This window comes from Barnesiella intestinihominis YIT 11860 (genome assembly GCF_000296465.1).
Taxonomy (GTDB): domain Bacteria; phylum Bacteroidota; class Bacteroidia; order Bacteroidales; family Barnesiellaceae; genus Barnesiella; species Barnesiella intestinihominis.
In genome coordinates this window covers 560,935-579,203 of the sequence record NZ_JH815205.1, presented here as the reverse complement: position 1 = coordinate 579,203, position 18,269 = coordinate 560,935, and the positions used below count along the sequence as shown (strand labels likewise).

The following is an 18,269-nucleotide window of genomic DNA, read 5'->3' as shown; positions in this document are numbered from 1 at the left end:
AAATAGTAGAATGATATGAAAAGGATTGCGTATCGTTTTTTTCTCATTGTGTTATTGAGTGTTTTGGCTGTGGAGGTTTTTCCTGTTTCGGCGCAAGAGGGCTCGTGGTTCGATGAAGGGAATTACGATGAAGAATGGCTTGACAAGAATTTCGATAACGATGTGATGATTATTTCCACGCCCGAGGAGTTCGCTGCTTTTGGTGAATATATGACAAGTTCGCTGTGGAATTATCCGAACAAGACCGTTCGATTGGCGGCCGATATGGATATGTCGGCACATAAGTGGATAACACCTGTTAACGAGCAGTTTGGTAGTTATTTTAGCGGCGTATTCGATGGTGACGGTCATAAGATCAGCGGTTTGACGGTCGTGCCGGCAGAAGAAGGCGAAGGATACGATTACAAGCGTGTCGTGGCCGGTTTGTTCGGTACGGTTCGAAATGCCGAAATAAGGGACTTGACGTTAGATGAGACTTGCCGGGTAGAAGTATCCGGAACCTATTACTTTTCTTTCGGGGACTTGGATTTGGAGATAGGTGCGATAGCGGCGGTGGGTGATGAGTCCCGTTTTATTCGTTGTGTCAATCGAGCCGATGTCGTGGTTACTTCTGTAATATGGGGTAGCGAGACCCATGAGACCATCTGTTCGGTAAGTGGAATTGTGGCTCATGCCGATGATATGAAACTCATCGGCTGTTCCAATGAGGGGCATATGACCGTAGATGTTCACAGTGATGTGGTCGACATAAGGGTGTCGGGTCTTGTGGGTAGATGCGGACCGGTTTATGGTAAAGAGAATCGTATTGTCTCTTGTACGAACCGGGGAAATATTTTCGTGTCGGGCAATACTTCGGGAAGTGTGTCGGTGGGCGGAATTTCAAGTAATTATTCATTCCGGGTGGATAGTTGCGAGAACCATTCGGTCGTTAAGGTGAATGCCCATGAAGGGAGTGCTTATGTCGGCGGGGTTTCCTCGGCGAGCGTGGGTATAACGTACAGTTTCAATAAGGACTCCGTGATTTGTGAAAGCGATGGTTTTGAAGTACAGGTAGGAGGTGTTTGCTCTTATTCCTTTTATAATAGTTCGCAAACCGATTCGTTGTACACTTGTGGCAACGAAGGTGAGATCGAGGTTAAATCGAATGGTTCGATGTTGTCGGTCGGGGGAGTGATGGGTCAGAATACAGATTGCCCGGTTGTAGATTGCTGGAATCGTGGAGGTTTGAAAATCGAAAGTTCGGCTCCCCGATCTTCGTCCCGTTGGAATGCTATTTATGCAGGTGGACTGGTCGGATATTGTGAAGAACCGGTGTACAATAGCTATAATCGAGGAAATATCTCTTTAATCGATGCGCATATAGATGAGGAAGGTTCTTCACAGGGAAGCGTTGGAGGCTTGGTGGGAAAGGCTTATAAGTTATTGTGGAATAGTTATTCGACGGGCGATGTATGTAGCGATGTCGCTGGTGTCAAGGTGTGCCGGTTGAGTGAGTCGAACGTGCATTTTTGTTATTATAACAGTGATGCAGTCATAGAAGGTACAGAAGTCGGCGAGAACGGTATTGCGTATAGCACAGCAGAGATGCAGTCTGCCGGAAGCGGTTTTTTGGAAGCGTTGAATAATAATGCGATGAAAGGTGGCACTTCATGCCGGAATTGGGGATATATTCCCGGGGAAAACGACGGCTATCCGGTGCATATTGACCGTATTGTCGATGGAGTGGATTCGCCGGCAGATCATTCGGTGGGCCGAGTGTACGCTGCAAACGGACGTTTGTTCGTACAAAGTGATCGGTCGATGCAGTTGCCTGTTTACAAAGTGACGGGACAAATAGTGAAGATAATGAATGTAGTTGAGGGTTTGAATACCGACTATTTGCCTTGTGGTGTATATGTCGTGGCGGGACAAGTAGTCGCAGTAACGGCAGGGAATAAATAAAGAAAAGAATAAAACGAAATATCTATGTTGAAGATTGAAGATTTACATGCCAGCATAAATGGCAAAGAGATATTGAAAGGGATAAACCTCGAAGTGAAACCGGGCGAGGTGCATGCGATTATGGGGCCTAACGGTTCGGGGAAAAGTACGCTTTCCGCCGTATTGACCGGTAATCCGGCTTATGAGGTGACTCGTGGCTCGGTCGAGTTTTATGGGAAAGACCTTTTGGCTTTGTCACCCGAGGATCGTTCTCACGAAGGTATATTTTTGAGTTTTCAATATCCGGTGGAGATACCGGGTGTGAGTATGGTTAATTTCATGCGCACGGCTGTGAACGAGCAACGCAAGTACAGAGGCCTTGAACCATTGTCGGCTACCGATTTCTTGAAACTTATGCGGGAAAAGCGGGAGATTGTGGAGTTGGATAATAAACTGGCCGGTCGCTCGGTAAATGAGGGTTTTTCGGGTGGAGAAAAGAAACGGAACGAGATATTCCAGATGGCTATGCTCGAACCCCGTCTTTCCATTCTCGATGAGACCGACAGCGGGCTGGACATCGATGCCCTGCGTATTGTTGCCGGTGGTGTGAATAAATTGAAGTCCGAGAAGAACGCGACGATTGTCATCACACACTATCAACGTTTGTTGGACTATATTGCCCCCGATTTCGTCCATGTGCTCTATAAGGGGAGAATCGTGAAATCGGGCGGTCCCGAATTGGCTCTTGAATTGGAAGAGCGCGGGTATGACTGGATAAAAAAAGAGTTGGGCGAAATTTAAGTCGATATGGGTGCAGTACAACAATATATAGATTTATATAGGTCTCAAAAAAATTTGATAAACAGCCATTCGTCGGCAGTGATGAACGGGTTGCGCGAAGAGGCTGTGGCTTTGTTGGAGAGTCGGGGATTACCCTCTTTGAAAGACGAGGAACACCGGCGGACAGATATAGAGTCGGTCTATTCTCCCGATTACGGGTTGAATCTGGGTCGGATAGATATAGAGATCAATCCTTATGAAGTGTTTCGTTGCGATGTGCCTAATTTGAGTACGTTGCTCTATTTCGTTGTCAATGACTCTTTTTACAAACGGGTTCAGCCGGTATCATCTAAACTCCCTGACGGCGTTTTGGTGGGCAGCCTTTGTGACATGTCCTTGCAATACCCCGATTTGGTATCGCGTTATTACGGAAAGGTCGCCGATATGAAACGAGACGGGACCGTTGCCTTGAACACGGCTTTTGCCCAAGACGGTTTCTTTTTGTATATTCCGGACGGAGTCATCGTAGAAAAGCCTATACAGTTGGTAAATATCCTTCGGGGCAATGTCGATTTTATGGTGAATCGCCGGTTGTTGATTGTCGTAGGAAAACGGGCGCAGGCCAAATTGCTGGTATGCGATCACTCGGACGAGGCCACCGTTAAATTCCTGTCGTCGCAAGTTTGCGAGATATTCGTGGACGACGACGCTGTGTTCGACTATTACGATATAGAGGAGTCCTCGGAGAATACGTCGAAAGTTTCGTCGGTGTTCGTGCGTCAAGGGGAACGATCTAACGTATTGGTCAATGGTATCGTATTGCATAACGGAGTAACCCGTAATAATTACTATTCGGCTTTTGAAGGAGAGCATGCCGAATTGTCTCTATGCGGTATGGCTATCGCCGATAAAGGACAGGTCGTCGATACGTATACGCATATAGATCATGCCGTGCCTCATTGCCACAGTAACGAGTTGTTCAAATATGTGTTGAACGATTCGGCGCGAGGTTCGTTCAGTGGACGCATATTGGTTCGACACGGGGCGCAGAAAACCGAAGCCTATCAGAGTAATAAGAATTTGTGTGCATCCCCGCTCGCCAAAATGTACACGAAACCTCAACTCGAAATTTATGCAGACGATGTGAAGTGTAGTCATGGAGCCACGGTCGGTCAGCTCGACCAAAATGCCTTGTTTTATATGCGGTCGCGCGGTATTCCCGAGTCCGAAGCTCGCATGTTGTTGATGTTTGCGTTTACCAACGATGTCATCGAGTTGGTACGGCTCGATGCCTTGAAAGATCGGCTACGCCAATTGGTTGAGAAAAGGTTCCGTGGGGAGTTGGCGAAATGCTCCGGTTGTCAAGCATGTCATTAAGATTTATGAGAAAGGAGTGCCGTTATGTTTGATGTCGAAAAAATAAGGGAAGATTTTCCTATTCTGAGTCGGGAGATTTCGGGACGACCGTTAATCTATTTGGATAACGGCGCTACGTCTCAGACTCCCAAGTGTGTGGTCGATCATATTGCCGATACTTACTATCGGGTAAATGCAAACGTGCATCGTGGAGTCCATACGCTTAGCCAAGAGGCTACCGATGCCCACGAAGCTGCCCGCCGTCGGGTGCAACAGTTCATCGGGGCCGGTTCGTCTTCGGAAGTTATTTTTACAAGAGGAACAACGGAGGCAATCAATTTGGTGGCTTCTTCTTTTGGAGATGAGTTCCTGCACGACGGCGACGAGATTATTCTCACCGTTATGGAACACCATGCCAATATCGTGCCGTGGCAACTTTTGCAGCGCCGGCGCAATATCAAGCTCCGGGTAGTTCCCATCGACGAACGTGGAGATTTGAACGTCGATACATATAAGTCTCTTTTCAATGGGCATACTCGTTTGGTCGGTGTCGCCCATGTCTCGAATGTATTGGGGACGATTAATCCGGTGCGTGAAATGATCGCTTACGCTCATGCGCAGGGGGTTCCTGTCTTGGTGGACGGCGCACAAGCCGTACCTCATTTGCGGGTGAATGTACAGGAGCTCGATGCCGATTTCTATGTGTTCTCGGCTCATAAAGTATATGGACCTACGGGGATAGGTGTGTTATACGGTAAAGAAAAGTGGCTCGATGCCATGCCTCCTTATCAAGGAGGCGGGGAGATGATCGCTCATGTCGATTTTTCGGGTACGACTTTCGGGGAGTTGCCTTTCAAGTTCGAGGCCGGTACACCGGACTATGTGGGGACGAGCGCTTTTGCGACGGCTTTGGATTATGTCGATCATATAGGATTGGAATCTATTGCCGCTCATGAAAACGAATTGTTGCGTTATACGACCGATCGATTGCAAGACATAGAAGGTATGCGTATATTCGGTACTTCGGAACATAAAAGTTCGGTTATTTCGTTTTTGGTGGACGGGATACACCACTACGATATGGGTATGTTGCTCGATAAACTGGGTGTTGCCGTTCGCACGGGGCATCATTGTGCACAACCGTTAATGACCTCTCTCGGTATCGAGGGTACAGTGCGAGCCTCGTTCGCCGCATATAATACGAAAGCCGAAGCGGAAGCATTTGTTGCGGCTGTGAAGCGTGTCGTTCAGATGTTTCGGTAGAACCGGTTTTTATCGGAATCGTTTTTTCCCTTTGAGAAAATAGTCTATTGTTATGTTGCGCCCGGATTCGGGGAATGTTTTTAACAAATCGGTATTCGGAAATTCGGTGTATCGTTTACGCATTTGCCGAAAGTCGTTGTGGGCGCGTAGTATGGCACGGGCATGGGAAAACTGTCCTAAAAGGGCGAATCGCACAAAAGCCAGCGTGTCATAAAGCCTGCGGACAAACAGCGTCTTTTTCCCTTCTTTGCAGGGCAGGTTCTTGTGCAGCATTAAAAGGTTATTGCGAAAGTTGAGATAGGTTTTCCGGGGATTGGCGGCATCGAGTGATGCTCCTCCCAAGTGATAGACCGTGCTTTGCGGTACGACAGCGATGCGGTATCCTGCGAGATGGATGCGCCAGCAAAGATCAATCTCTTCCATGTGCGCGAAGAATGAAGGATCTAATCCTCCGACTTTTTTATAGATTTCAGAGCGGACGAAAAGAGCCGCACCACTGGCCCAGAAGATGTCGCATATATCGTCGTATTGTCCCCGGTCGGTTTCGAGGGTATTGAAAATTCTTCCCCGGCAGAACGGGTAACCGTAACGATCGATAAATCCGCCGGCCGCACCTGCGTATTCGAATTCTTCACGCTTCCTTAATGACTTGATTTTGGGTTGACAAGCCGCTACATCGAGATTGCCCTCCGCAAATTCCAACAGAGGTTCGAGCCAGTGTGGAGTGGTTTCGACATCGGAGTTAAGCAATACGGCGTATTTGTAATCCAGCATCTCCAACGCTTTGTTGTAGCCTGCGGCGAATCCGTAATTTTGAGGGAATAGCAGCGTTTTAACTTGTGGAAATTCCTGTTTGAGAACTTCGACCGAGTTATCGTCGGAACCATTGTCAACGACTATGACATCGGCTATATCGGCATTGGTATGGGCACATACCGAAGGAAGAAATTTACGCAGTAAATCCGCTCCATTCCAGTTGAGTATAATGACAGCGATTTTTTTCATATCATGTACCGGGAAAATCCTCGTGTTTGTATTTCCAACGTTTGTGAGTCCACAACCATGCCCACGGATTCCTGAGAATCGTTTTTTCCATGATGGCCGTGTAGCGATCGGTGATTTCGAATTCGGGCAGTTCGTTGGGGCGCAGGGCTATTTCCCGTATAGTCGTTTTGTAGTATCCGCGCTTAACGATTTCGACATCGAAGTAAAGAACGGCGAAATCCGTTTTACGGGCGATTTTTTCGAATCCGGTCAATACGGGAGAGTCTTGCGAAAGGAATCGGGCCCAATGGTGTATATTTGTCGGTGAGGGGGTTTGATCGGACATGAAGCCTGTAATGGACGGTTTGCCCGAACGTTTCATTTGTAAGATGGCTCTTAACGTATCTTGTTTGGCAATACATACGGAACCGAATCGGGAACGAAGTTTCAGGAAAAAACGATCGAACCACTTGTTTTTCAAGGGGCGATATATTTGTGCGAACATGACATCGGGTGTGTGGGTCCACAGCGTTACGGACGGAACCCATTCCCAATTACCGAAATGCCCTAACAGGATAATGATAGAGCGGTTTTCTGCAAAGAGACGGTCTATGATTTCTACCTGTTCGAATTTCATGCGGCGACGCATTTCCTCGTCGGAGATATGCATTAGCTTTATAGTTTCGACGATATAGTCGCAGAAGTGGTGATAAAATTTCTGTTCCAGTTGTTTCAGTTCCTTGTCGGTCTTATCGGGAAACGCTTTGCGCAGATTTTCGGATACTAGTTTTTTTCTGTAATGAACGATGTGATATAGAGGGAAATATAAAATATCGGATAGAATATATAGTATCCGCATGGGCAGAATAGCATGCAGTTTGAACCACAGGTGAAGCGGAGAATAGACGATATTTTGAAGAGTCTCTTTTTTCATATCACGAATTTATATTTCGATTGCGAGCAGAGCATCTCCCGACTCGTTAAATTCTCCTAATTTAACAGGACGACAAGTATTTATCCATTCTTTACGATAGGGCATTTCTACCCGTATGTAATTGTCGGTGAATCCGTGCATGGGAGCTCCTTTACGCGGTTGCTCGAACAATACGGGACGTGTTGTCCCTTGGAATTTATAATAGAAGTCGTGCAATTTCTTCTCGGAGATTTCGAGCATGCGGCGGCAACGCTCGTGTCTTTCGGGGACAGGAACGACCGGATTGATTTTCAACGCTTGCGTTCCGGGTCTTTCGGAGTAGGTAAACACGTGTAGTTGTGAAATGTCGAGGCTTTCGACGAAACGACGGCTTTCCTCGAACAGTTCTTCGGTTTCGCCCCGTACACCGGTAATGAGATCGACGCCGATGAACGCATCGGGTATCTTTTCCCGTATGGTTTCGATTTTACGGGCAAATAAATCGGTGTCGTAGTGACGGTGCATCAACTTCAAAACGGTGTCGCTACCCGATTGCAGAGGTATATGGAAATGAGGGGCGAATCGTTTCGATCGGGCCACGAACGAAATGATGTCGTCGGTCAGTAGATTGGGTTCTATCGAGGATATACGGTAGTGTTCGATTCCTTCTACTTGATCGAGGGACTCGATGAGGTCGAGAAAGGTTTCTCCGGTTTGTTTGCCGAAGTCTCCTATGTTGACTCCGGTAATGACAATTTCTTTTCCTCCGGACAGGGCTACTTCCCGAGCTTGTGCGGTAAGTTGTTCGATGGTTCCGCTTCGGCTTCTGCCCCGTGCGAACGGAATTGTACAATAGGTACAGAAGTAGTCGCAACCGTCTTGAACTTTTAAAAAATATCGGGTGCGGTCACCTCGGGAACAAGAGGGAGAGAATTTTTTGATGTCTTTGGTAGGGGTCGTGACGATATTTCCTTTTTGTTTTTTCTGCAAGTCTCCCAAGTATTGCAGGATATCGAGTTTTTGTTCAGCTCCTAAGATCAAATCGACATCGGGAATATGGGATATTTCTTCGGGTTTGAGTTGTGCATAGCAGCCGGTGACGACAATAAACGCTCCGGGGTGTTGCCGGGCTATCTTTCGGATTGTCTGACGACATTTTTTATCGGCCAGTTCGGTTACCGAACAAGTATTGACCACGCAAATGTCTGCTTTCTCTCCCGGTCGTACTTTGCGAATGCCGTTTTCTTCGAGAATTTTTCCAAGTGTGGAGGTCTCGGCAAAATTAAGTTTACAGCCCAATGTATAGTAGGCCGCTGTTTTATTTTCGAATGTATGGACGTCTATCATATTCAGCCGGTCGTAATGCAAAATAAAAAACAAAGGTACTCATTTCGTTTGAAAATACCTTCCCATAGATTTCTAATAGTTGTTTATGAGGAAGCTATTTTGCAAACTATGTTGTATATTTGTCGGCAAATGCACAAATAAACAGGATTTGGTACAACCGAATATCATTTGTTTCTGTTTTTGTTTGTACTATCTTTGTTGCCAAACTATTTAAATCTTGAATATGATTCCCGAAAATTTTATAAAGCTATATGAGTCGAGTTTTCGTGAAAACTGGGATTTGCCAGCTTTGACCGATTATAATGAACAACGTACGCTCACGTATGAAGACATGGCGCGAGAAATCGCAAAATTGCATATCCTTTTTCGCCATTGTCAAATCAGAAGAGGCGATAAGATCGCATTAGTGGGAAAAAATACGTCTAACTGGTGTATCGCCTTTATGGCTACCGTTTCGTATGGTGCTATTTTGGTTCCGATCCTTCAAGAGTTCAATCCTCATGATATACATCATATTATCAATCATTCCGATTCGGTGTTGCTGTTTGTCGGCGATCATATTTGGGAAAATATCGAAATGGAGAAGTTACCCGAAGTGAGGGCTGCTATTTCTTTACAAGATTTTTCTTGCCTTGTGCAACGCGATGGCGAGGAGATTGCCAAGTGTTTGCGGGAGATGAAGCGGAAATTCAAAGCTACTTATCCGAACGGTTTCAATAGAGAGGACATCAAGTATGCCGATTTGGATAACGACAAAGTTATTTTGATTAATTATACATCGGGGACAACCGGATTTAGTAAGGGAGTGATGCTAACCGGGAACAATTTGGCGGGGAATGTCATGTTCGGTGTTCGTTCTCACTTGCATTATAAAGGTAGCAAATGCATTTCGTTTCTACCGTTGGCTCATGCTTACGGGTGTGCCTTCGATTTGTTGGTTCCTTTGGCCGTGGGTACACATATCACGTTGTTGGGTAAGATTCCTTCCCCTAAAATTTTGCTGAAAGCGTTGGAAGAGATAAGACCTAATTTGATTATTTGTGTTCCTTTGATTTTAGAAAAAATTTATAAAAAACAGATACAGCCGTTGCTCAATAAAACGCCTATGCGGTGGGCGTTAAATATTCCTATATTGGATAGTCGTATTTACGGACAGGTGAGGAAGAAACTGATCGATGCTTTCGGAGGCCGATTCGAGGAGGTGATTGTGGGTGGAGCCCCGATAAATAGGGAGGTAGAGACTTTCTTGCATAAAATAAAATTTCCCTTTACGGTGGGATATGGAATGACCGAATGCGCTCCGTTGATCAGTTATACACCCCATCGGGAGTTTAGACCGGGATCGTCGGGGCGGACATTGTTCGGGTATGTAGAGACCAAAATAGATTCTCTCGATCCGGAAAATATTCCCGGTGAAATATGTGTGCGGGGCGAACATGTGATGAAAGGTTATTATAAAAACGAGGAGGCGACGAAAGCGGTTCTCGATGAGGACGGGTGGTTGCATACCGGTGATATGGGAACCATAAGCGCCGATGGTACTATTTTTATAAAGGGTCGCTCTAAGACAATGATTCTCACTTCGAACGGGCAAAATATTTATCCCGAGGAAATAGAGGCTAAACTGAATAATATGCCTTTTGTGATGGAAAGCCTAATTGTCGAGCGGGACGGGAAATTAGTCGCTTTGGTATGTCCCGACTATGAAGCGATGGATAGTTACGGTGTCTCTAATAGAGATTTACCGATGGCTATGGAGGAGGTCAGAAATAATTTAAATAAGATGTTGGCTCCATATGAACAGATTACTCGCATTCAACTTTATCCGAATGAATTCGAGAAAACACCTAAAAGGAGTATAAAACGATATTTATATGATAATTGAACTTTTTTTGAATCATTTTTTACAGAAAAAATGAAAGATTCTGAAAAAAAAGTAAGATTAAGAGTACAACATATAAAAAGAATATATACCTTTGTGGCGTTTTTGAAGCAAAAAAATATTGTTTTATCTTTAATTTGAAGGAAATGAAAAAGTTAGTTTTGTTCTTCGCTGTTGCATTTGCAATGTCTTTCGCTTCTTGTGGCAATAAAGCCGCTGAATCTACAGAAGCTACTGATAGCGTTGCTGTTGTAGAAGAAGTTGCAGTAGAAGTAGTTGATACTGTTGCTGCTGACTCTGTTGCAGTTGACTCTGCTGCTGTTGTTGCTGAATAATTTGCAACTTAAACAAGGAAAGAATTGGAGCTACTCTCGGGCGAGAGATAGCTCTTTTTATTTTTAGTCCGGCTCGTTGTTCATGTGCTTGATGATAGTTCAAGAGGAAATCAGAACTCAGTCGATAATTAGTGAGGATTGTCCTTGTATATTCCACCCCCTCTCCTCAGCAACTGTTGTTTCTTCGGTTTCTCCCCTATTGCTAACGCAGCACCCCGTAATGTTACGGGACACGGCAGAGAGTAGGTTGGATAGTTTTAATCCTCTCTCCCCTGTGTTTTGCACAGCAAAATATAGGGGGAGTGCCCGTAGGGCGAGGGGGTAGACCTTCAAAAAACATAATATGCTCTCTTTTAACTCTTCTTCGAAGAGACTGGAATGGGACGTTATCGTCAGCCTTAGGCTTTGCTGTGCCCTGCCCGATCATGGAACGTGAGAGAAATGCAATAAGGAAGCCAATGCTCAATTTTAACCAAGATAAACTTTTAGCCTGAGACTTGAAGATCTTCGAGGGCAATGAAAAGAGCCTAGTCGATACTCAAAATAGAGTTTGACTAGGCTCTTTCCTTTTGCCGATTACAATCTGTAACTTTTTTAGAGAGATTGTTTTTGGGGGAGTATGGGAGTCAATTGACTTATTTTATTTTCATGATTTTCCGAATCGTATTGGGTATTTCAATGTTATCGTTCAAAGCTCCGAATTGTCGGGCTTGGCAGCCGATGGCGTAGAATGGAACGAATCCACCCGTGTGTGAAAAGCTAGTCCAGCCTACTCCTATTTTTTTATTCAATAGAGCAATGGCATCGGCAACGAGAGGTTCGCTTTTTGCATATAGTGTAATTTCCTGTTTACTGCTTTTTTTAACAATCGTCTCGTAGTAGCATTGCATTAACTGGGCCTCCTCCCCTGCGTTTACAGGAATTTTATCCCATAATCCGGTGTTCTCGGCCAATATTTTTTTTGTTTTTTCCCAAGTATCTATTTCTCCTGTCTCTCTCATTTTTTGAAATAATTTGGAGAGGGATTCTTTGGACATTTTCTGATAGTTTACATACTCCCAGTTGAAAGGGTGTGTAGTCGTTTCTCCAATGGTGAGCCCTCCGGTTTCGTGGTCGGCGGTTACGATGATGAGAGTTTCATCGGGGTGTTTCTTATAGAATTCGTATGCCAAGCGTACACTTCGATCGAATTCGATAGTTTCCTTAATTGCCGTAGCTATATCGCGGGGGTGAGAAGCGTGATCGATACTTGCGCCTTCGATCATCATGAAAAATCCTTTTTTATTTTTCTTTTTATATAGTTTTTCTATACCGGCTTGAACCATAAACTCCAAACCTAATTTACCGGGCTCCCTTTCTATCACGTAGGGTAACCATTTTTTGAGTGTGGTGTCGGTATCTACTAGGAGTATTTTGTCTGCATTTTTTTTGGAGTTATAGCCTTCCGGACCTCGGCATACCGTGTAGCCTTTTTGGCGATAGTAGTCGTATATATAAGGTTGGCTTGGGTCTCTCCTGTTAAATGGTTTCATTAATGTACTCCCGGCTAAAAAATCGAATTGGCTATCTGCACCTTCTTTACCTATTTGGTAGGTGTCGTTTCGCATTTGCCCAGCATAAAAGGCCGCAGGGGTAGCATCGTCGAGTTGCCCGCTGGTGATAATTCCGATTGCATATCCTTTGTCTCTCAGTTGTTTGGCAACGGAGGTTAACGGTTGTTTGTCAGGACCGATTCCGATATGAGCTAAATTGGTTTTATGGCCGGTAGCCAATGCTGTGCCTGCGGCAGCAGAGCAAGTGATGAGACTATTGTTGGCATAGGTTCTGATGGCGGAACGGACAGGGAAATCGAGGAAAACCAGCGATTCGTTTCCATCTTCATAGTTCCCGTTTTCGTAGAAAAGTTGGGTTGCCATTACATGGGCAAAACTCATGCCGTCACCGATACAATAAAAGATGTATTTGGGTGTTTTTGCGGATAATGCGGCCGTAAAGAATAGGGCGATGAAAAGAACCAAAGACTTTTTTGCAAATTGTTTCATAGGCTTTTGTGTGTTAATGTTATTGTTTTTCTTTCTTTTATTTCATAGAGCAACTGAGTGATTTGGGCCGATTCATTGTTTCACTGTATGTATTTCCAAATCGGTCTGTTACTTTTATTTCTATGGTAGAGGTTGCGTTCGATGCTGTGGCCTTGAACATATGGGCGGTCGCACAGGAAACGAAATCGGCTGTCGGGGTAGCCCCTACGTTTAGCCTTTTGGCTTCGTAAGAAATAATATGTAAGGGGTCTTTGGCAACGACTCGTGTCACCTCCAAAGGTTTGCCGTTTTCGGTCATCTCGACTTTCCATTCCGGGTCATATCCCCAAACATTGACCAATATCTCGTTCTTATTATTTTTTGTCCCGTAAGTATCGCTGTAAGCTCCCATTTCCGCTTCTGTGGACTCAGGGGCAAAGGCTTCGGCTGTAATATGACATTGGTTCAGGTCGTAGCTGCGGAACTGTTTCGATTCTTCCTCTTTGATTCCTTTGTAGAGCCATTTTACATCGTTGTCGTTTATTGTGAATATTTTGTACCCACCGGGTGAACCGTCTTTGCAAATATGGTTGTTTGCATATCCGTTTTTACCGGTCCACCACCATGTCGCGCATACCGCTGCAATGTTATGTTCGATAAGTTGATCGGAGGGTTCGATGGTGTAATTGATGTGGGTATGCCCAGTGATAATATGAGCGTTGGTAAATTCTTTGAGGTAGTTGACCAGTGTCGATCCTCCGCTCATGGAAATAGTATTTTTTTGTGGTAAAGATGTGGGGTTGGCATATAGTTGTGCGTGCATGGCTACGAATAGTGGCGCATTTTTGTCGGTAACGGTCGCTAAGTCCTTTTTTAACCAATTGAGCTGGTCTTCCGTGAGTTTCTTGTTGTAGTTACGTTTGCCGATCGTTCCTTGACTGGCTCCTGTATTGATGTATTGAATGTTGTCCAATACAATATAGTGTGCATTCCCCAAATTGAAAGAATAGTAAGTTGGCCCTATGATATCTTTATAAGCCTGCTCGGCTTGCCAGTCGTCTGCACAGTAAGGGTTGTTATCGTGATTTCCTGTACAGTTGAAAATGGGCAGATCGACCGATTTGATAGTGATCAGGTACTTGCTTAAATCATAACGATTGGAATACCAATATTGATCCCAAGTCATATCGCCCAACGTGAGGCCGTATACTTTTTTGCCTTCTGACCTATATTTTTCTACCGTGGTATTTAAGTCTGGTAGAAATCTCAGTTTAAACTGAGATAGGTCATTGTTGCGGTTGGCCAAGTGCATATCGGCTAAGGCTAATAAAACATGATTGGTGTTGTCGGTTGCGGTGAGTTCGAAGTCGTGTTGTTCTACGGAATCGTCTTTTGCCAAACGATAGAAAAAAACGGGTTGGTTGTTGTCTTTAATCGCAACTTCGTAATTTCCCGGAACAGAGATAAATACAAATCCACTTTTTTTATCGGATTGTATATAATATCGTCCTTGCTCGTCGGTCTGTACTACGTTATATCCGTCGGATACGACGACATTGGGTAAGGGTTTATTTTCGCAATATACTACACCTTTGAGAGTCATGCCGGCAATATCGGGAATGTTTAAGTCTACGGCATTCTCGATAATCAATGTCGTTTTTCCCAATCGGCAGGAATCTGTTTCCCGTTTGAGCCATAACTGGTATGTATCGGAGACGATATTTTTCGGCATGACAATGTCGGCACTCTGTTTCGTAACCGAGGCAAGAGGTAACGCATAGGTATTGTTGGCGGCGGTCTCGGATATCAAAGCGACTGTATCGGATTGCAGAAATCCTTCGCCTTGCATGGTAACCGTACTGTCCGGTGAGGTATGAATTTGGGCTTCGATCGAGAAATTTTTAATTTCTATCTTTGAGCTTACCGAGTCGGTAGGGGGGATAATACCTTCCGGAATACTCTCTTTTTCGGAACAGTTTTGAAATAAAAATGAGCTGCCAATCAGTGTACTTACGATTCCTATGGTTTTCAACAGTGTTTTCATGGTAAATCTTTATTTATTAGGAATAACAAGTATGGCGTTGCTTACTTCTCTTTCTCCTTCGTGGTCGAATTTTTTGTTATCGTACGGGTGATTGACGATTCCCGTTTTATTGTTCCACAAGGTGGAAGACCCTCCACCATCGAGATTCAGTGCGTCGCGCATGCCTAATTGTTTTGCCAAATAAGATAGTTCATCGATAGACATACCTACCGAGTGTTTTTTGAAACGGCCGTCCACCACTACCATCATGATTTGGTTGTCTGGGGTAATGCCGATAAAAGCACGAGGGTGGCGTTTGAAGAAACCTTGTGGAACGTCGGAACTGTGGGCGTTTCCTTTGGTGGCTTTGCCTGTGTTTTCTGGGAAGGTCGGAGCCATTTGGCGTACTCCGTTTTTCAACAATAGAGGTCCTGCGGCCAAAATGTTTTTGTATTTTTTGCCCAATTTTTTACTTGTAATGGAGTCGAAGGTATGAATTTTTATTTTGTTTTTATCTGTGGAGATAGCCCCGTCTGTGCGAAAGGCTTCGGCACGGGTGGTTTCTCCACGAACGATACCGTCGAGCCGTATGAATGTCGTGGGGGCTCCTGTTTTTACATTGAAGTAGCTGCCGTTGATTGCGGCTTCGGCCTGATTTTCCTTTGCCAAATGGCTGGTCATCGTCATTTGCGGAGCTTGTACGATTTGAGTTTTATACTTTTTAGGATCGTATTTTATGATAGAAATTTGTTGGGGTGAATCGAATACGTGTATATTCGTGTACATGCATACTGCTCCGTGTTGCAACGTATCGGTATGCCATTGTGCATGGGCGATAGCCAATGAGTCTTGTAGTGTTTGTGCGTATCCGCATGGAACGACGAGCGATAAGAGTATCGCTGAAAAAATAAGTCTAATGTGTTTCATTTCGTTATAAAATAGTTTCGTTTTGAGACTATAAAAGTAATAAAACGATTCGAAAAAAAACATATGATTGACATTTATAAATATTGGGAAATGGGTTTTATATAAAAATTAACATATATAATACTTTCTAAACATTTTTGTTTTGAGTTGGATTATCGTGGAATGTAAGTCGTTTTCCTCGGGTTCGATTGCATACTTTCCCTTCGGAGAATACTTCGTTTCCGTTGACGAAAGTACGATCGATCGATATTGGGAATGTGTGTCCCTCGAAAGGAGACCATTTACATTTCGACAGAATATTTTCTGTTGTTACTGTGTAGGGTTTGCAAGGGTCGACGACAACGATATCGGCGTAGTGCCCGGAGCGCAGGTATCCCCGGCGGTCGATGCGGTAGAGCGTCGCCGGAGCGTGGCACATCTTTTCAACGACTTGCTCGATCGTGAATTCTCCTTTTAGAGAAAGTTCCAACATGGTTTGCAAGGAATGCTGTATCAGCGGACCACCGGATGCCGCTTTCAGACAGGAACCTTGTTTTTCGCTCCATAGGTGAGGGGCGTGGTCTGTCGCCACGACATCGAGTTTGCCGCATCGAAGTGCATCGAGCAGAGCCCGACGATCGGCACAGGTTTTGATGGCAGGATTCCATTTTATGCGGTTCCCGAATTGGGCGTAGTCGTTGTCGTCGAACCAGAGATGGTGCACGCATACTTCGCCCGTGATATGTTTCTCCGAGAGTGGTTTATGATTGTCGAAAAGAGACATTTCCCGTGCCGTGGAGAGGTGTAGGACATGCAATCGGGTATCGTATCTTGTCGCTAATTCCACGGCTTTGGCCGAAGATGTATAGCAGGCCTCGGCACTGCGGATAAGAGGGTGGAAGAAAATGGGTAAATCCTCTCCGAAGCGTTCGGTATAATATTTTTTGTTAGCTTGTATGATGGATTCTTGTTCGCAATGTACGGCGATGAGCGCAGGAATTTCGGCGAAGATCCGTCGTAATGTTTTTTCGCTGTCTACCAGCATATTTCCGGTAGATGATCCCATGAAAATTTTTACACCACAAACCTGTGAGAAGTCAACCTGTTTCAGTACCTCGAAATTATCGTTGGTAGCGCCGATATAAAAAGAATAGTTCGCCGGGGAAACTTCGGCTGCACGAGAGTATTTCCATTCAAGGGCTTCGAGGGTCGTCGTTTGGGGAACGGTATTGGGCATTTCCATAAAGGAGGTGATTCCTCCTGCGACCGCTGCAACCGATTCGGTGGCGATCTCGGCTTTATGAGTGAGTCCCGGCTCTCTGAAATGCACTTGGTCGTCGATAACTCCGGGGAGAATCCATTTGCCCGAGGCGTCGATGATACGGTCTGTGTTGCATACGATATTTTCAGGAAGTTTTCCCTTTATGACGGATTCGATAAACTCTCCTTTGACGATGATGCTCCCGATGAAATGTTCTCCATCGTTTACGATTGTTCCGTTTGTAATGATTGTTCTGCACATGACCGGTTGTCTTTTGAGGCGTCGGCGGTTAATTTCCCTGCTTGGGGTATTTGCGGAACCAACTGTTTATTTTTAATCTGATGACTCCGAATACAGCTTCACCGAATATGCTGGTGTTCATTTTACTTTCACCCAATACTCGGTTAATGAATATAATGGGTACTTCTTTGATGGTGAATCCGTATTTGTAGGTCGTGAATTTCATTTCGATTTGAAAGGCATATCCTTTGAATCGGATTGAATCGAGTCCGATCGTTTCGAGTACCCGACGTCGGTAACAAACGAATCCTGCGGTCGTGTCGTGTATTTTCATACCGGTGACGAAACGCACATACTTTGATGCGAAATAGGACATCATGACTCTTCCCATAGGCCAATTAACTACGTTCACTCCCGTGACGTAGCGGGAACCGATAGCCATATCCGCACCACCGGTTTTGCAAGCGGCTAACAGATTCATCAGGTCTTTGGGGTTGTGGGAGAAATCGGCATCCATCTCGAAAATATATTCGTATCGGTGTTCGATAGCCCACTTGAATCCTGCAATATAGGCTGTTCCCAGCCCTTGTTTCCCGGTTCGTTCCATGAGGTGGAGAGCGCCCGGAAATTGTTTTTGTAAATCTTTGACAATCGCTCCTGTTCCGTCGGGGGAGTTGTCGTCGATGATGAGTATATGGAACTGACGGGGAAGTTCGAATACGGCATGGATAATTGCGGCAATGTTTTCTTTCTCATTGTAAGTGGGAATGAGAACTATGCTGTCTGATCTCGAAAGCGCTGTACTGTCCATATAGGTATTGTTAGTGTATTTGTCGAAACAGATTGTGCAGACGACATATAAATTTATGATGTCGTGTCGCTTCGCCTCTGTTTTTATGTTCTACAAATATAAGTACTTTTTTTATTCGGACTTTCGGAACAGGCAAAAAAGGTGTGAATGAAGGGTAATAAAACTTGACGTGTGCTTGTTCGCCGATAGCATAAAGGCTAAACCCTGAAAAGGGTTTAGCCTTTATG

14 protein-coding genes are annotated in these 18,269 nt (G+C 44.9%); 6 read left to right on the top strand and 8 right to left on the bottom strand.

From position 1 onward, the window contains the following. The first annotated feature begins 15 nt into the window (after positions 1-15). From HMPREF9448_RS11315 to HMPREF9448_RS14550, 4 genes are read left to right on the top strand one after another with little or no spacing between them, the layout of a single operon-like run. Positions 16-1,941, top strand: coding sequence for a hypothetical protein (locus HMPREF9448_RS11315; RefSeq protein ID WP_008862710.1), 1,926 nt, complete (start codon positions 16-18; stop codon positions 1,939-1,941). Positions 1,942-1,965: 24 nt separating this feature from the next. Continuing rightward, positions 1,966-2,721 carry a Fe-S cluster assembly ATPase SufC gene (gene sufC, locus HMPREF9448_RS11310; RefSeq protein WP_008862709.1) on the top strand — a complete coding sequence of 252 codons (756 nt, stop codon included), beginning with the start codon at positions 1,966-1,968 and terminating at the stop codon, positions 2,719-2,721. 6 nt (positions 2,722-2,727) lie between these two features. After that, entirely contained in the window at positions 2,728-4,077 is a 1,350-nt protein-coding gene (gene sufD, locus HMPREF9448_RS14555) for a Fe-S cluster assembly protein SufD (RefSeq protein WP_008862708.1), read from the top strand. Positions 4,078-4,101: 24 nt separating this feature from the next. Beyond that, positions 4,102-5,319 carry an aminotransferase class V-fold PLP-dependent enzyme gene (locus HMPREF9448_RS14550; protein ID WP_008862707.1) on the top strand — a complete coding sequence of 406 codons (1,218 nt, stop codon included), beginning with the start codon at positions 4,102-4,104 and terminating at the stop codon, positions 5,317-5,319. A gap of 9 nt (positions 5,320-5,328) precedes the next feature. On the opposite strand, the gene HMPREF9448_RS11295 is transcribed toward HMPREF9448_RS14550, so the two are convergent. The 3 genes from HMPREF9448_RS11295 to mtaB are packed head-to-tail and all read right to left on the bottom strand — an operon-like array spanning position 5,329 to position 8,563. Then, positions 5,329-6,324, bottom strand: coding sequence for a glycosyltransferase family 2 protein (locus tag HMPREF9448_RS11295; RefSeq protein WP_008862706.1), 996 nt, complete (start codon positions 6,322-6,324; stop codon positions 5,329-5,331). A 1-nt stretch (position 6,325) separates the two neighbouring features. After that, positions 6,326-7,237: a lysophospholipid acyltransferase family protein gene (locus tag HMPREF9448_RS11290; RefSeq protein WP_008862705.1), complete on the bottom strand. Its 912-nt coding sequence runs from the start codon at positions 7,235-7,237 to the stop codon at positions 6,326-6,328. A 9-nt stretch (positions 7,238-7,246) separates the two neighbouring features. Further along, positions 7,247-8,563, bottom strand: a complete 1,317-nt coding sequence (mtaB, locus tag HMPREF9448_RS11285) for a tRNA (N(6)-L-threonylcarbamoyladenosine(37)-C(2))-methylthiotransferase MtaB (protein ID WP_008862704.1) — start codon at positions 8,561-8,563, stop codon at positions 7,247-7,249. A 223-nt stretch (positions 8,564-8,786) separates the two neighbouring features. Here mtaB and HMPREF9448_RS11280 point away from each other — a divergent pair, with 223 nt between their 5' ends. Together HMPREF9448_RS11280 and HMPREF9448_RS11275 are read left to right on the top strand one after the other, a co-directional pair. Then, entirely contained in the window at positions 8,787-10,448 is a 1,662-nt protein-coding gene (locus HMPREF9448_RS11280; protein WP_008862703.1) for an AMP-binding protein, read from the top strand. Positions 10,449-10,591: 143 nt separating this feature from the next. Further along, a complete protein-coding gene (locus HMPREF9448_RS11275) occupies positions 10,592-10,780 on the top strand; it encodes a PG1828 family lipoprotein (protein WP_008862702.1) in 189 nt (62 codons plus the stop codon). 635 nt (positions 10,781-11,415) lie between these two features. Here the strand turns inward: HMPREF9448_RS11275 and HMPREF9448_RS11270 are convergent. The 5 genes from HMPREF9448_RS11270 to HMPREF9448_RS11250 form a co-directional block, all read right to left on the bottom strand. Further along, positions 11,416-12,822, bottom strand: a complete 1,407-nt coding sequence (locus HMPREF9448_RS11270) for an alkaline phosphatase (protein ID WP_008862701.1) — start codon at positions 12,820-12,822, stop codon at positions 11,416-11,418. A gap of 37 nt (positions 12,823-12,859) precedes the next feature. After that, positions 12,860-14,845: a calcineurin-like phosphoesterase C-terminal domain-containing protein gene (locus HMPREF9448_RS11265; protein ID WP_008862700.1), complete on the bottom strand. Its 1,986-nt coding sequence runs from the start codon at positions 14,843-14,845 to the stop codon at positions 12,860-12,862. Between the two features lie 9 nt (positions 14,846-14,854). Further along, positions 14,855-15,751: a phosphodiester glycosidase family protein gene (locus tag HMPREF9448_RS11260; RefSeq protein ID WP_040296255.1), complete on the bottom strand. Its 897-nt coding sequence runs from the start codon at positions 15,749-15,751 to the stop codon at positions 14,855-14,857. Between the two features lie 127 nt (positions 15,752-15,878). After that, positions 15,879-17,252 carry a dihydroorotase gene (locus HMPREF9448_RS11255; protein ID WP_008862698.1) on the bottom strand — a complete coding sequence of 458 codons (1,374 nt, stop codon included), beginning with the start codon at positions 17,250-17,252 and terminating at the stop codon, positions 15,879-15,881. A gap of 28 nt (positions 17,253-17,280) precedes the next feature. Next, the gene (locus HMPREF9448_RS11250; protein ID WP_008862697.1) at positions 17,281-18,042 is read right to left on the bottom strand and encodes a polyprenol monophosphomannose synthase; all 762 of its coding nucleotides are present in this window, start codon (positions 18,040-18,042) and stop codon (positions 17,281-17,283) included. Positions 18,043-18,269 lie beyond the last annotated feature (227 nt).